This window comes from Sphingobacteriales bacterium, assembly GCA_016706405.1.
Lineage (GTDB): Bacteria > Bacteroidota > Bacteroidia > Chitinophagales > UBA2359 > BJ6.
The window spans coordinates 1,332,911-1,348,536 of the sequence record JADJJT010000001.1; the positions used below are offsets into that span (position 1 = coordinate 1,332,911).

A 15,626-nucleotide genomic window follows, 5' to 3' on the forward strand; every position below is an offset into this window, starting at 1 on the left:
GGTACTTACCCTTTACCGCAATATTTCGCGGGCAATTACAACTTTCTGAATTTCGGAGGTGCCTTCGCCGATGGTACAAAGTTTGCTGTCGCGGTAAAACTTTTCAACCGGAAAATCTTTGGTATAACCATAGCCGCCAAATATTTGCACGGCATCGGTTGCTACTTGTACGGATACTTCGGAGGCATAATATTTGGCCATTGCTGCTTCTTTGGTCATTTTTTTGCCTTTGTTTTTGAGGTCGGCAGCTTGTAAGGTAAGCAGTTCGGCAGCCTCAATTTTAGTAGCCATGTCGGCCAGTTTAAACGATATACCTTGAAAACTTGCAATAGGGGCATCAAACTGGTGGCGTTCTTGGGCGTATTTTACAGCGGCAGCCAAAGCACCTTTGGCAATACCTAAAGCCAAGGCAGCTATTGAAATACGGCCACCATCTAACACTTTCATGGCTTGAACAAAGCCCTCGCCCTCGTTGCCCAACATACAATCGTTGGAAACACGGCAGTTATCAAAAATAACTTCGGTTGTTTCAGAGGCGCGCATACCCAATTTATTTTCTTTTTTGCCGGCCTTAATTCCGGGGTTCGATTTTTCAACCACAAAAGTTGTCATGCCGTGGCTATCGCGCACCGAACCAGTGCGAACAATTACCACCATCACATCAGACGAGTGGCCGTGGGTAATCCAGCATTTAGTTCCATTAATTACCCAGTCGTTGCCATCTTTTACGGCTACGGTTTTCATATTGCCTGCATCCGAGCCGGTATTGGGTTCGGTAAGCCCCCAGGCGCCAATCCATTCGGCGGTAGCCAATTTAGGCAACCAGCGTTGTTTTTGGGCTTCGTTGCCAAACTGCAATATATGTCCGGTACAAAGCGAATTATGTGCAGCCACCGATAAACCTATTGAGCCACAAACTTTGGCAATTTCTGAAATTACGGTTACATATTCAAAATATCCTAAGCCTGAACCGCCATAGTTTTCCGCAACCAAAACACCCATCCAGCCTAACTCGCCCATTTTTTTAAATAAATCTACCGGAAAATGCTGTGCTTCATCCCATTCCATTACATAAGGGCGTATGTATTTTTCGGCAAAATTTTGTATTTCGGTAGCAATTAAGCGTTGGGTTTCGGTAGTTTCAAAATTTAAGGACAGGTCAAAATTGGCAGCAGGCATAGGGCAGCAAGTAAATGAAATAAAAAGTTATTTAAAATGGATTAATTCTATTTTTATAAGGGCAAAATTACTAATTTTTGCTTAATTTTTAGCCATAAAATGCCAAATTAGCAAAAATGCCAAAATGCGTTGAGAATTTTATTCAAATAAACCTGCAACTATTATCCGGATGGTGGCTTGCCTACAAATATAAAATGACACTCAGCGTCAATTAAAAAAATCCGGAATAAATAGCTCTTTGTGTGTTTTTCTTGAAATATTAAATTTGGTAGAAATAAAAAAAGTCTAAACAAAATTTGATTTTATCCCATACTATTAGCATAATTTTAACGTTTATAGTGTAAATTGCAGCCTTAAAGCAGGCATCTATTCTGTTTTATTTTACTTGTCTCTAAAAATCAACAAAACACATGATTTTAGATTTTAATTTACACGAATACAGGCAACAAATGCTTGCAAAAAAAGTATTTGACACTTCGCGCCGCCATATTGATAAACCCGAACTGCCCCAAACCGACAACAACCAAACAACAGCCCCAAGCGGAAAACCCCGCGACATAATGAGTGGTCTTGCGCCCTACACCGGCGACTGGAAACCAACTCAGGTAGTACATTTGCTAAAACGCACCATGTTTGGCGCAAGTTCGCAACACCTAAACGAATTGCTTAAATTGTCGCCGCAAGAAGCTGTTGATACTTTACTTAACCTGCCCAGCGTAAACCCACCCATTAACAACTACAATGGCCTGCCTATAAATGATGAAGGCACCGAGTTTTTAGCTGACCCTTATGTTACCTTAGGCGAAACATGGATAGACGCACCCTACACAGACGACCCCTATGTGGTTTATGGCAGATACGTGTCGCTAAAAGGGTGGTGGATACGGCAAATGCGCTATCAATCGCTTAGTATTGCCGAAAAAATGGTGCTGTTTTGGCATAACCATTTTGCCACCCAAGCAAGCGAAATTTTTGAGCCGCGTGCTACCTGGCGTTATTTAAATACCTTGCGGCAACATGCTTTAGGTAATTTTAAAAAACTTACCAAAGCTATTACCCTCGACCCTCAAATGCTATTTTATTTAAACGGCGCACAAAACATAGCAGGCTCGCCCGATGAAAACTATGCCCGCGAATTGCAAGAATTATTTTGCGTAGGCAAAGGGCCAAACTCAAAATATACCGAAAACGACGTACAAAACGCCGCCCGTGTACTTACCGGATTTACCGTTACCGATTTTGACCTGCTAACCACTACCTTTATTGCCTTTAACCACGATAAGAAAGATAAAACCTTCTCGGCATTTTACAAAAATACCAGCATAAAAGGAAAATTGGGCAACGACGGGCAGTACGAATTGGATGACCTTTTAGATATGATTTTTGATACCGACGAAGCTGCTTTGTTTATTTGCCGTAAACTATACCGCTTTTTTGTTTATCACGAAATTACCCCCCAAACCGAAACCGATGTAATTGAACCACTGGCTCAAATTTTGCGCGACAACGACTACGAAATCGCACCCGTTTTAAGTGCACTATTTGCTAGCGAACACTTTTTTGACCCGCTAAATTTTGCTGCTGTAATTAAAAGCCCTATTGATTTTTGTATTGGGTTATTGCGCGAATATGAGGTGGCACTTCCTGACACTACTAAATATTCAGCCGACTGGACTTTAGGCGAACTTATCAATTTTGTATTGGCTTTGCTGATGCAAGAACCAGGCGACCCCCCTAACGTTGCCGGATGGCCTGCCTACTACCAAGAACCCCAATTTGACAAATACTGGATAAATACCAACTCGTTCCCGCGCCGCATACAGGTTTGCGATGCGCTGATTTATACCGGAATTAATTATTATGAAGAAGAAAAAATACAAATTGATATTGTAGGCATTACCAAACAACTAAGCAACCCCGGCGACCCCAATGCCCTAATTGACGAAACCCTAATGCGTATGTATATTTACAACCTTACCGACGAGGGAAAAGCGCAATTAAAAAACATCCTCCTGTCGGGGCAATCAAATGATTATTACTGGACTACTGCATGGAACTATTATATAGACAACCCCACTAATAGCGATGCCTATTTGCTCATCTATTACCGCCTTGCCGAAATGTACCGCCGCATAATGCAACTTGAAGAGTATCAATTAATGTAAACAAAAAAATCCGGAAAGAGGTTAGCATCTTTCTAATCCCTTTCCGGAAAAAATAAAAAATATTTGGGTCATCGCTATTTTTGTACGGACATGTTAGCCTGCTGCCAAGCCTCAAAACCACCCTCGAGGTTATAAATTTGCGTAAAACCCATTTTTTGTAGGTCGGTGGCGGTTTCGCTTGAGCGGCCTCCGGTAGCACAATAAACCATAACTGGTTCGTTTTTGTTTAGGGCACCAATTTTTTGAATAAAATCGGCAGCCTGATAATCAATATTTTGTGCTTTGGCAATTTGACCCATTTCGGCTAATTCATCGGGGCTTCGAACATCAATTAACTGCCCTCCTTTTTGAATTTGTTGGGCAAAATCATCCGGATTAAGGTTGGCAATTGCGTGGGTGGCGGTAGTTAGTGTTGATGCGGCAGTAGTATTTTGCTTTTGTTGTGCCTCGTTGGAACAAGCTGTTAGCATCAAAACAAAACTTAGTAATATTATGCTTCGGGAATTTTTAAAAAATTGTTTCATAATTTAATTAGGTAATGATTTAATTTGTAAACTATTTACAGTCGATTTTTTTTAACGTTAGGGCAAAATTAGCAGGATTGACATTTTTAAGCACAAGTTGCCCCGGCGATTTTTCGACTAACTCGCCTATATGTTGGCTAATACCATCCGGAATTAGTTTAAAAATCACCTCTTCTGATTGCTGACTTCCTTCTATTGTGTAGTTGTAAATACCTTTAATAATATCACCTTCTTTAACTGCTGTAATTGTACCAGTCGAGCCATCTTTTTCGTAGGGTTGCCAGCGCATTGCACCTGTAACTTTGTTACCACTCGCTTCAATAGTTAGTTGAAGCTCCGTTGTGTCTTGGTTTTTGGTGCCTTCGGTTAGCAAATAACATGTTTTTTCGGGTGCCGGCAAAGGTTTACCTGCTACAACCTGTTTAGGTGGTTTTTGCTCGGCGGCGTTAGTATCGTTACTTGTTGAACGCGAGTTGTTTTGGCAACCAAACAAAGCGGTCAACAAAACAAAAAAGGCAATTTTGCTTAGGTAGTTAATCTTTATCATTATTTTTGAACAGATAGTATTAAAAAATAAAATATACAGTGGCAAACTTGCTATTTCCATAAATACCAAACGGAAACAGCACTTGGGTTTTGTTGTAACAAACTAAAATCGGCATCATTTACAAGGCCATCAAAGTTAAAGTCGGCATTGTAATACCCTAAGTTGGGATTGCCATCGTCTAAAAGCCAGTTGTTAAAATCTAATACAGTTATAGCGCCATTGCCATCGGCGTTGCCGGGGGGCATGGCATACACATTCGAGTTGCCAATTTTTACTAATTGGGTAGCGCCGTGCAGCACATTTGTAGGTACGCTTAGGTCGTGGGGGGTGGTATTATCAATGCTTAAAGGCATAGCGCTAATAATTGGCAAATGGTTGCGGTGATAGACAGCAAAATAATATGTTTTATTTACATCCAAACACCTAAAGCTAATACCTTCCGCACCGTTTATTCCGATAATTTGGCCATCATTGCGCAAAAATCCGGTTGTTGTTTCGGCTATTTGATGAATATTATCGGCTTCGCGAGCCTCGACCATTACCCAATCAACCACATCTGCCGGAATAATATCGGCGTATTGCCAGCCCGAAAAATTAAAGGGCGCGCTCTGGTAGGGTTGCAATTTGGGCAACAAACCAGCATCATATAAATTGGTATTCATTAGGTTAGTGCCTTCGTTATAAGCGCCTTGCAGCCATGTTTTAAGTTTAACGGTATTGGGGCCGGTGGCATAACACGGTGAGGCTGTTACAATAAGCTGCCCTTGTATGCTTAAGTTGTTAAAAGTAACTGTATTGGTTTGCGCATCGGCGGCAGTAGCTTTACCCATTGGACCCCAAGGCCCTTCGCCGTTAAATGCACGCGCATACATTTTAAGCAAACTGGGGTTTGCAGCATCGGTAGGTGTAATATCAAAGCCGGGTTTAAAAGTATAATCGGCTTTAAACGAGCCACTTCCCCAACGGTTTAGCACCCAATATTCGTTGCCCATTATTTGCTCGTTTTTGGCAATGCTATTAGTATTGTAAGGCAATAAATTAAGATTGCTAACTACCGAAGTTGCGCCGCCTTGCTCGGTATAATTTGCACTGAATTGCGTCCCTAAAAAATCAACTCCACCTATTTTTTCGACTGCCTCGCCGCTCAATCCGCCACCAACTGGGGCCGATGAGGTTACGCGCTGCCCATTTCCGGAAATTCCGGCATGTGCCGAGCCTATTTTATCTAAAATTGGGCCTTGTGTTTCGTTAAACTGGTAATATGCTACTAAATTAGCTGCATCATTTTGTGAAGTTGGGTGCATTGCTGCCCTGATTTCTTGCTTGGTTAAGGCTTTATTCCAAACTTTTACCTCGTCAATACTGCCTTTGAAATAACGTTCGCAACAATTATCTAAACCAATATCAAGTGGTGCGTTAAACCCTTGTGGGTCAAAGGTATCATTAAGCGACCAAGAGTTGCCATTAACGTAGAGGGTGATTTTTTTGGGCTGCACCACCATGGCTACGTGCGACCAGTAACCATCCGGAAGATATAAACCCGTGCCTACATCCCAAAAACCTTCATTCCAATGAAAGCGTAGTTCGTTGTCGTCTCGCAAGCTAATGCCCGATGTAGTGTTGCCGCCCCTACAAAATAAAATACCAGCCCAGTCTAATTGTTGGCCTTCGGGTTTTATCCATGCCGATAGGGTTAGGTTATTTGTGTTTAGGTTAAGCGGTTGGGTGCTGGCATAGTCGCCGTTGCCGTTTAATTTTAGGGCATTTCCCGGAATGGGTTCGGGTGCGCAGCCCGAAAAAGTTGTAATAAGGTTTTTGAGGGTTTGAGTGCTGGTGCCAAAGGCATCGGTAACGGTTAATTTAACATCGTAAACACCGGGTGTGGGGTAAGCTACTTTTGGATTTTCGGCAGTTGAAGTAGCCGGGTTGCCGCCTTCGAACTCCCAATACCAGGTGGCATCCTTAGCCGATTGTCCCGAATAGTTAATAAACTGCACACTGTCGCGCTCGCAGTACACAACCTGGCGGTCGGTGGCTATTTGGGCTTGTGGAGCGGGTTGCTCGTAAAAATCGGCTTCGTAAACACTGCGGTTGGTGCCGTCTCGCAATTTGCCACCACGGTACCATGGCACTAAACGCACCGAGTAGGTTGATAGTGGCAATTGGTTATTAAATAATGCCCAGTTAGGCATATTGTCGTTGCGGTAATAAACTGCCCGGTCGGTGCCAATATACACGCCTCCGTTAGTGCCCCGCAAATGAATTATATTAGTTATGCCCTCGCCATTAAGTTCGGGGGTGGTGTAGTTTTGCCAGGTTTGGCCGCCATCATCGCTGGTATAGGCGCGGAAGCCATCAACGGCGGGGTAGCCGCCGCCGTAAGGCGAGGTGCGCACCATCCATATTTTTTTGGCGTTGGTGCTGCTAACGGCAATATCGTAAGCCATCCACGTTTCGCCGTTCAGGATGGTTGAAGCCGGTGTAATTTCGGTAAATGTTTTTCCGGCATCATCACTTCGATAGATGCGTTTAGTGTCCCACCAACCCGGATAGGTGCAAACGTACAGAACATTGGGGTCGGTGCGGGCAATTTCAACGGCAGCCACTTTTGCGCCAAAATCGTACACATCTTGTGCTGTATAGCCGCCATCGTAGGTTATGCGCAGTTTTGTATCCTCGCCAGCATAGTAAATATTGTAGTTAAACGGATGTACTGCCATATCGCTGCTTTCACCTACGATATACGAGGCATTTGGATAGGGCGTATAGTTTGTTTTTATCGATTTTACCTCGCGGTTTCCGGATAATAATTTCCGGTTATAATCGCTAAATGCCAAACGCGGATAACCATAATTTGTATAACCACGTATGCCGTCTCCACCATCGGTACTTATCCAGCCGTTAATAAAAGTATCATTGTCTTTTAGCAGGGTGCCATTGTGGTAAACCCCTCCTAACATTACGTTGCCGTCTAAAAATCCGGCAGCAAAGCCCCAAAAATCGGTTCCGGTAATACCTAACATCCGGCGCTGAAAATTTTTGCCATCATCATTTGAATAAAAAATACCGCCATCGCAGGCAATCCAAATTTCATCGTTATCGTATTTAATATCATGAATATCGGCGTGTACGTAGTTGGGTTTTTCGGAGTGGCTCCATTTTGAGGGGCAGGTAAAATCGTTGCCACTATCGGTCGAAATCCACAGGTTTACGGCTCCGGCAAATAATTTGCTGCCATCTTTACTTGACACATCTAAGGCTAAGTCGTAATAATACTGGCCGCCGTCGTCTTCGCCTTCATCGCTCCAGGCGCAAAGGTTTTTGTTGTCATCTTCGTTAGGTACGCCTCCGGGGCCTTCGCCGCAGCACATAAATGCCCAGTTTTCGCCAGCATCGGTGCTTCGGTAAATGCCATACAAGCCGCTACCGCCATTAGCTACCCCTGTGGCAAAAGCATAAATTAAATTGGGGTTTGCGGGTGTTGTGGCAATTTCGGTGCGTTTTTGCTCGGGGGTTCCGGGAATGCCCGATGGGTCAGGCCAGCCTATGCCTTTTTTTATGAAATTTATGCCCCCGTCCTCCGATTTATAAAATTCGGTTCGATTGTTGATTTGTTTTACCGCATACATAATATCCGGATTATCGGGCTTTATTTCTATCTCTTGAAAGATGCCTGTTAAAAGTTGTTGCCAGTTTACGCCTCCGTTACTGCTGTAGTATAAGCCTTGGTCGCTGGCTAACCATACTAAATTGCCGTTGGTGGGGTGGGTAATTATGTCGCTAATATCGTGGGTAAGTGCGGTAAAATTGGCATCGGGGGTGTTGTTCCATGTTAGGCCGCCGTTGTTAGTTATATAAAGGCTGCCCATCATACCGGCGTAAACGATATTGGCATCTGAAGGGTGTATTTTTAATGCCCGAAGGCTGTTTATCATTAAATTGTGGGTAGTTGCTACCCAGTTAAGGCCGTGGTCGGTTGTTTTCCAAATGCCGGTGGTGGCGGTTGCAGCATATAAAATATCGGGGTTCGATGTCGATTGGTCAATACAATATACGTGGGCGGCACCGGCGGCGTACGAGCGGTCGGCGGCTTCTTTGTCAAAATCAATAGGGCCAAGTGAGGTCCATGGCGAGGTGGGGTCTTTTGTTTGCTGTAATGCCAAGGAATTAGCTATGTACTTGGCCTCGTTTTTTTTGTAGGCTTTTACCGCAGCCTCATTGGCGGGTAAATTATTATTATTGGTGGCCCCTAATTTGCGGGTAATGCCGCGCAACCAGCGTTTGTAATATTGGGTATGGCCATTTTTTACAAATTTATTTGTTTTGTAATATTTTGTATAAGCGGCTATTACTTGGCCGGGGTCGGGATTTTGGGTGTACATTAATTGCACCCAGTCGGGCAAGTTAGGGTCGGCAATATTGTAGGGTAATTCGGTATTATTAGGGGTATTTTGGGCGCAAAGCGTTTGGTTCAAAAGCCCATTTAACACCAAAAAGGTTAAAAATGCAGTAAGCAATAAACAGTAACGATAAAACATATTTAAAAAACTATGTGGGTAAACAAGTAGATAAACAACTAAGTAATAGCAATAAAACTAAATTAGCTTAACCCACAAAGTTAAGAAAAAAACTGCATTTCGCTATAAATGCGTTAAGCTCAATCCGGAAGATTAGGAAGCAAAAGTTAAAACCATACTAACAACAAAGATGACATCTTGTTAGTACCTAATATAAACTACTCCAATAGCACTTGAGTTTGGCTTATAGAGGTTAAAATCGGCAATAGTAACGTTGCGGTCTAAATTGGTATCGCCGGGCAAGTACTCCATTATAGACGAGGCTTGCGAAGCGTAAATATTATAGTCGGCGATAGTAATGGTGCCATTGCCATCTATATCGCCTGCTTTGAGGGCATGTTTACCATCGGCAAACTGGTGTATTTGGCTGCTGCCGCCCATTACTACGTTTGCCACAGTAAAATTAACGGTAGTAGCTGTATTATTTAGCGCAATGGGTTGGTTCGTAATAATATCTAAATGGTTTCGGTGCCTGATAACTACAAAATAGTTGCCTGGCGGCACCTCGTCAAAAAATAAGGTGGTATTATTAGCGGTGGTAACGACATCGCCATTTTTAAGTAAAAGGGCAGCTTTCGCTTGGGCAACAACGGCGGTATCGTTTGCCCACCGAAGTTCAATGATAACCCAGTCAACAGTGTTGGCAGGCAATGGCGTTACCGATTCTGTGCCTGAATAATTCCAAGGAGCCGTATTATAAGGTTGCTTGGTTGGCAATAGTCCGTTTGTTAACAAGTCGGTGCGCATTTGCCCACTTCCAGTATAAGCGCCTTCTAAAAATGCTTTTACCTTAAGATTTACCCCACAAGCCATTACGGTTATATTGGCCGAGAATACATCTTGGCACGATGCGCCACTGCCCGTTGTGTGGGTAATGGTATAGCTGCCGGGGGCTACCCCATCCGGATTTAACTGCCCCGAACTGCTAACAAAAGGTACACCCGCCCAAGTGCCGTAATCGTCGTAATAATTTTTAATTTGGTCATTCAAATTTACCGTGCCCATACATTCAAAAATGCTTAAAGGTGTCCATTCGGCAGGTGGATCTAAGGTAAAAAAGTTTTTTATGCCCGTTGCCGCCGGCGGAAGCCCCGTGCAAACCGTTTCAACGTAATACTCGTAAGTTTTGCACGAGCTTAACCCTGTTAAAGTAATATTGGTATTGCTGGTGGTAGCAGTTAGCCAGGTTGGGTCGCCTACAATGCGGTAATAAACCGTATAACTATTAGCACCCATAGGCAGCCAGTTTACTTTGGCCGACTGGTAAGTATTGTTGGTAACCCAGTATCCGGGAGTAGCCAAACAAGCATCTAAAGTGGTAAAATTGGTTGAGGTAGAAAAGTTTCCATTAGAATTTGAGCAGTTAGTTCGAATTTGTACTTCGTAATTGGTTTTATGTATTAAGTTGGTTATGGTAAAAGTGTCTGTTGTTACATGTTCGGTTTTCCAGTAGGTTTCGTTTATTTTGCGCCAGGCAACGGTATAAGACAAGGCATAAGGCACGGCATCCCAATTAACTTCGGCGGTATTGGCCGATATATTAGTAATAGTTATATTGGTTGGCGTAGCACAGGCAGGCTCGGCGGTTTTAAATTTAAACGACCCCGAAAAATTACTTTTTAAGCCACCTGTGCAATTGCTGCGCACCTGAAATTCGTAATTAGTAAAAGCGGTAAGTGCGGTTAAGGTAAGCGAGTTGCCGGGCGCGGGTAAGGTTGTCCATGTAGTTTCGTCGATTTTGCGATAACGCACGCTGTAGTCGATGGCGTTTGGTGCGGCATTCCAAGTAACGGTGGCGGTAGTTTCGGTAATAGTATTGGCGCCTAAGCCTTCGGGGGGGGCTGCGCAGTTGGTGTTAGGACTTAAAAATACGTTGTGTGTAGTAAGAACACCGTTTGTTAGCGTTTTATAGGTTGAATCAGAAATGTATCCGGTTTTTGAAGTTACAATTAATTTGCTTCCGGATGCGCCCGAACCGGTAGCATAAAATCCGGTTGCATTAGTGGTTGTATTGCTTCCTATAATATTTACTACCTGAACAGTTGCGCCTAAAATATTGGCGTTGGTAATGGCATCTTTCACTACCCCTTCGACGTAACAAGCCTGCGTGTAGGTTGGCTCTAAAATAAACAGTCCGTCTTGCATATCGCTGGCCAATACCACCCCCGAAGGCAGGTAAGGGTGGGCTGTCCAAACGCCTTCAAAGCCGCTGCCAACCAAAGGGTTTGTATCGTAATGGCCTGTTTCAATAAGGTTGTATGGATATTTGCAATCAACAATGGTAACTCCTGCTTTGTAATAAGAGACCACAAAAAAATCGTTAAGTCGGTAGGGGTTGTGCGGTGGGTAATTTACAAGGGGGTCGTGTTTATAGCGGTCAACTTCTTTAATATCGGCTGCATCTGAGCAGTTGTAGGCTGTAACCCAGGCGCCATTCACCTCGTCTGTTACATACACATAATCGCCATCGGTTGTTGGCCAGGCCGAGTGGGTAAAGGCGTTAGGGGTGGTTTTGCTGCCCATTGAAACCGCCGATGTTTTATTGGAAACATTTAGCATACGCAGTTTGCCGGCATAAATTTCGCAGGCCCAAAGGGTGTCGTTTCTTACAAAGCCATCGTGGATATAGGTCGTATATTTGCCCAAATAAGGCGGGTCGGTGGGGTTGGCGGCAATGTCTATAAAATGGCTGGCGTTGCCGTGTGTGGCACTGTTGCCGCCAAAAATATAGCCGATACCATTTTCGTCAATATAAATAGTATGCCCTTTGCTAAACCCAATACCTAAATTGCGGGTGTAAGAAACATAGCCGCCGGGCAGGTCAGCCAAATCAATTATTACCAAGGCATGGTTAGCCTGCTCCGAAACTACATAGGCATAGTGGTCGTAAACTTCAATATCGCGCCAAATATTATAAGGGCCACTAACAAAATGCAGTTGGGTTGGGTTGGTTGGGTCGGTAATATCAACAATAGAAATGCCGGTGCGGGTGGCAACCAAAGCGTACTCTTTGCCGTTGGCAGCGTAGCCCCAAAGGTCGCTAACCCCTTGCGGGTATTTAACCTGACCTAAAAGGCCTAAATTGGTTTGCGCTTTGGCGTTAAAATTTTCGCCTGCCCAGGTCAAACAAATTAGCAAAGTATTCAATAAAAAAAAGTAGCGTTTCATCATAAATTGTTTTTAGCTAAAACAAGCAAATGAGTAATAATAATAGCTTAATTTGCAAGAAAAAAAAATGAAGCCAAAGTTAAGGCCATTTTATGAAAAACAAGCCTATTTTATTTATCTCCGGATACATTTAATTTTTACTTTCTGCACACCCACAACTGCGTTAATATTGCTTACTTAAACAATTTGCAGTAACTTTGCTCCTTGTTTCAAAAGAACAAACAATATCTCAATGGCCTCGTAGCTCAGTTGGATAGAGCATCTGCCTTCTAAGCAGACGGTTGCAGGTTCGAGTCCTGCCGAGGTCACTTAAATAATATTTCAGAAAACAAGCCGTTAAAATTTGGTTCATAAAACCAAATTCCGTGCCTATGCGGCCTTATTAAGCGGGTATTTTTGCCCGGTTTGCGCTCAATTCTGACGTTTAGCAGGCAATTTTCGCTCTTAGCAGCCAGTTTTTAGCCGATAGAGTACCCTGTTTACTATCCGGCAATAAGGTATAGCCGCTCCCCTGCCTCATTGATTTTTATTTCATCCGTAGTAAATGAAATACTGCTTAGTGCATATTTTACTTGGTTTTGCCGCTGTCGTTGCAACTTTTATATTTTCATTTGAACAAAAAAGACAGCTATATATTTTTTGTAACTTTTTTCTTTAGCTAATTCTAAACTAGCTCCTTGCAATATTTTTCCGGATGGTTTTTTTAAGCCATCCGGATTTTTTTTTAATTGCTTTCTAATATTAATCCGGCCGCATTGCCACTTTCGGTTAAAAAATATTTACAAAAAAAAAATCATTATTTGTTTATTTATTTTATCTACATTTGGCTTTCAATCATTTAATCACTCCTTAAATCGTTTTTTTATGCACAAATTTGCCTTGTTTTTTACTGCCTTAATACTGTTTTGCACGCTTAATGCAAACGCCCAAACGCCCCAACAATATAATTACCAGGGGATAGTGCGCGATGCAGGCGGCAACCTTATAGCCAATACCCAAGTTGGTATTCGAATTAGTATTCACCGAACAACCCCCGGCGGTACCATTGTTTACCAGGAAACCCACTTGCCCACCACTAACCAGTTTGGCTTAATAAACCTAAAAGCAGGAACAGGTACGGTAATAAGTGGCGATTTTACTACCATAAATTGGGGAAAAGACACCTACTACCAGCAAACTGAACTCGACCCCAACGGCTCAACAGGTGGTTTAACCTATACCGACATGGGCACCACCCAACTTATTAGCGTGCCCTACGCTTTGCACAGCGAAAATACCAGATTGGTAAGGGCAGAAAGCAGTTTCGGCAACCTCGCCGTTGGTCTGACAGATTATAACTTATCTGGCAGTAATAATTTGGCAGTTGGATTCAATTCACTAAAATCAAATACCTCCGGATATGAGAATATTGCAGTAGGAAGCAACACACTTTTCAATAATACTACAGGAACTAATAATATTGCTATTGGAAAAAACGCTATGATTTACAATTCAGTGGGAATTAGCAATACAGCGATTGGGGGCGAGGCACTTTTTGCTAACACTACAGGCGACTTCAGCACGGCGACTGGCTCTGGTGCCCTTTACAGCAACACAACAGGAGGAAACAATACAGCGAATGGATACCATGCCCTTTATTCAAACACTACAGGAAGCTACAATACAGCCATTGGTCACAGTGCCCTCAAGTCTAACACCGAAGGAGCTTATAATACTGCCCATGGTAGCTATGCCCTTCATTCTAATACTACAGGAATAAACAATACAGCTAATGGCTACTCAGCTTTGTACGAAAACACTACAGGTAACTATAACATTGCAAATGGCATAAATGCTCTTTTCGAAAACACAACGGGCGAGTATAATACGGCGAGTGGTTATTTTGCCCTCAACCTCAACACCACAGGTGACCCTAATACGGCTAATGGACATTCTGCCCTCGATAACAACACCACAGGAAATTTTAATACTTGTGTTGGAGAAGATGCCAATACAAGTACAGGCACGCTCGATGGTGCCGCTGCTTTTGGTTCTGATGCGGTTACCAATGCTAACGACAAAATTGTGATTGGTAAAAGCGCAGGTATGACTATAGGCGGCTACGCCAACTGGAGCAATTTAAGTGATGGGCGTTTTAAAAACAATGTAAACGAAAATGTACCCGGATTGGCTTTTGTAACCCAACTGCAACCCGTAACCTATACCATAGACCTCAACAAACTACAACGCCATATAACCGCCCAAATGCCCGATAGTATTGCCGCCCGTTATATGCCCACCCCAGAAGAAATTGCCGCCTCCAACACCGAAATACGCACCGGTTTTATAGCGCAAGATGTAGAAACAGCCGCTAAAAAATTGGGCTATGTTTTTGACGGCGTTAATGCCCCAACCAACCCAACCGATAATTACAGTATTGAATATGCCGGATTTGTACCCAGCCTAGTAAAAGCCGTACAAGAACAGCAAAGCACCATCCAACAACAGCAGCAGCAAATAGATGCCCTATTAAAAAGAATTGAATCACTCGAGAAAACACATAAATAAATAATTCTGCCTTATGAACAAAAATAAACTTTACCTTCTTTGCCTCTGCCTTTTGGGCAATATTTTAACGCTTCAAAGCCAAAGCATTCTTCCGCAGTCGGTTAATGCCGCAGGAGGCAGCTATTCGGCCGGCGGCTATTCAATAGATTTTAGCTCGGGCGAGACTGTTATTGCCACAGTCAGTTCGCCCAATAATATTATAACGCAAGGGTTTCATCAGCCCTTTACCACATCTACCGGTTGCGCCGTTAAAATATGGCTGCAAGGTCCTTTTAACGGTACAGAGATGACCACCACCCTGCAAACAGGCTCAAATTTAATTCCGCTTGCCCAACCTTTTAATACCCTCCCCTGGAATTATTCCGGAGGCGAATCGGTTGCGGCTATGCCCGTCAATGCAACCGACTGGGTGCTGTTAGAACTGCGCACCACCGGCGGATTTACCGGAAGCGATTTAGTAGCCCAAAAAGCTGCCCTGCTCTATAAAGACGGCAGTATTCACGACATTAGCGGAAACGCTGCCGTTGAGTTTACCAATGTTGCCTCTGGAAATTACTATATAGCTGTTAAACCGCGCGGCAATCTGGCTGTTTTAAGCGCAAACCTTGTTGTTTTGCCCAATACAGGCACTCCCTACGATTTTACCACTGGTATTAATAAGGCATTTGGCTCGCAACAGCAGGTTTTAGTAGGCGGGCAGGCGTGTTTACGCGCAGGCGATAACAACAACGATGGCAAAATAACCGTTGCCGATTTTAACCGCTACCAAACAGAACTTATAGGAGGTAGTTTAAATATTTACAAAACCTCCGATTTAAACAAAGACCGCAATATTACCATTGCCGATTTTAATTTGTATTTGCCCAACTCGGGTATTATTGGTGCGGCGGCAATTAATTATTAAGAGCAGGAGTAATTA

General features: G+C 43.2%; 8 protein-coding genes and 1 tRNA gene. 4 read left to right on the plus strand and 5 right to left on the minus strand.

Annotation, left to right across the window (positions count from 1 at the left end; translation table 11 throughout):
- Positions 1–12: 12 nt before the first annotated feature.
- Positions 13–1,179, minus strand: coding sequence for an acyl-CoA dehydrogenase family protein (locus IPI59_05140; GenBank protein MBK7526934.1), 1,167 nt, complete (start codon positions 1,177–1,179; stop codon positions 13–15).
- A 410-nt stretch (positions 1,180–1,589) separates the two neighbouring features.
- Here IPI59_05140 and IPI59_05145 point away from each other — a divergent pair, with 410 nt between their 5' ends.
- Positions 1,590–3,344, plus strand: a complete 1,755-nt coding sequence (locus IPI59_05145) for a DUF1800 domain-containing protein (protein ID MBK7526935.1) — start codon at positions 1,590–1,592, stop codon at positions 3,342–3,344.
- A gap of 74 nt (positions 3,345–3,418) precedes the next feature.
- Here the strand turns inward: IPI59_05145 and IPI59_05150 are convergent, their stop codons facing one another.
- The 4 genes from IPI59_05150 to IPI59_05165 form a co-directional block, all read right to left on the minus strand.
- Positions 3,419–3,868 (minus strand): rhodanese-like domain-containing protein, encoded by a 450-nt coding sequence (locus IPI59_05150; GenBank protein ID MBK7526936.1) that lies wholly within the window; start codon positions 3,866–3,868, stop codon positions 3,419–3,421.
- A 31-nt stretch (positions 3,869–3,899) separates the two neighbouring features.
- A complete protein-coding gene (locus IPI59_05155) occupies positions 3,900–4,415 on the minus strand; it encodes a hypothetical protein (protein ID MBK7526937.1) in 516 nt (171 codons plus the stop codon).
- A gap of 50 nt (positions 4,416–4,465) precedes the next feature.
- Positions 4,466–8,953, minus strand: coding sequence for a PKD domain-containing protein (locus IPI59_05160; GenBank protein ID MBK7526938.1), 4,488 nt, complete (start codon positions 8,951–8,953; stop codon positions 4,466–4,468).
- Positions 8,954–9,133: 180 nt separating this feature from the next.
- On the minus strand, positions 9,134–12,163 hold the full coding sequence (locus IPI59_05165; GenBank protein MBK7526939.1) for a choice-of-anchor B family protein: 3,030 nt from the start codon (positions 12,161–12,163) through the stop codon (positions 9,134–9,136).
- A 231-nt stretch (positions 12,164–12,394) separates the two neighbouring features.
- Here IPI59_05165 and IPI59_05170 point away from each other — a divergent pair.
- From IPI59_05170 to IPI59_05180, 3 genes are all read left to right on the plus strand, one after another.
- A tRNA-Arg gene (locus IPI59_05170) sits at positions 12,395–12,468 on the plus strand.
- A 556-nt stretch (positions 12,469–13,024) separates the two neighbouring features.
- Positions 13,025–14,707, plus strand: a complete 1,683-nt coding sequence (locus tag IPI59_05175; protein ID MBK7526940.1) for a tail fiber domain-containing protein — start codon at positions 13,025–13,027, stop codon at positions 14,705–14,707.
- Positions 14,708–14,720: 13 nt separating this feature from the next.
- Entirely contained in the window at positions 14,721–15,611 is an 891-nt protein-coding gene (locus IPI59_05180; protein MBK7526941.1) for a hypothetical protein, read from the plus strand.
- The last annotated feature ends 15 nt before the right edge of the window (positions 15,612–15,626 follow it).

Bases quoted from the DNA above. Each gene is read 5' to 3' on its own strand.
- IPI59_05165 (MBK7526939.1), bottom strand. From the start codon at position 12,163: ATGATGAAACGCTACTTTTTTTTATTGAATACTTTGCTAATTTGTTTG.
- IPI59_05175 (MBK7526940.1), top strand. From the start codon at position 13,025: ATGCACAAATTTGCCTTGTTTTTTACTGCCTTAATACTGTTTTGCACG.
- IPI59_05180 (MBK7526941.1), top strand. From the start codon at position 14,721: ATGAACAAAAATAAACTTTACCTTCTTTGCCTCTGCCTTTTGGGCAAT.
- IPI59_05155 (MBK7526937.1), bottom strand. From the start codon at position 4,415: ATGATAAAGATTAACTACCTAAGCAAAATTGCCTTTTTTGTTTTGTTG.
- IPI59_05150 (MBK7526936.1), bottom strand. From the start codon at position 3,868: ATGAAACAATTTTTTAAAAATTCCCGAAGCATAATATTACTAAGTTTT.
- IPI59_05140 (MBK7526934.1), bottom strand. From the start codon at position 1,179: ATGCCTGCTGCCAATTTTGACCTGTCCTTAAATTTTGAAACTACCGAA.
- IPI59_05160 (MBK7526938.1), bottom strand. From the start codon at position 8,953: ATGTTTTATCGTTACTGTTTATTGCTTACTGCATTTTTAACCTTTTTG.
- IPI59_05145 (MBK7526935.1), top strand. From the start codon at position 1,590: ATGATTTTAGATTTTAATTTACACGAATACAGGCAACAAATGCTTGCA.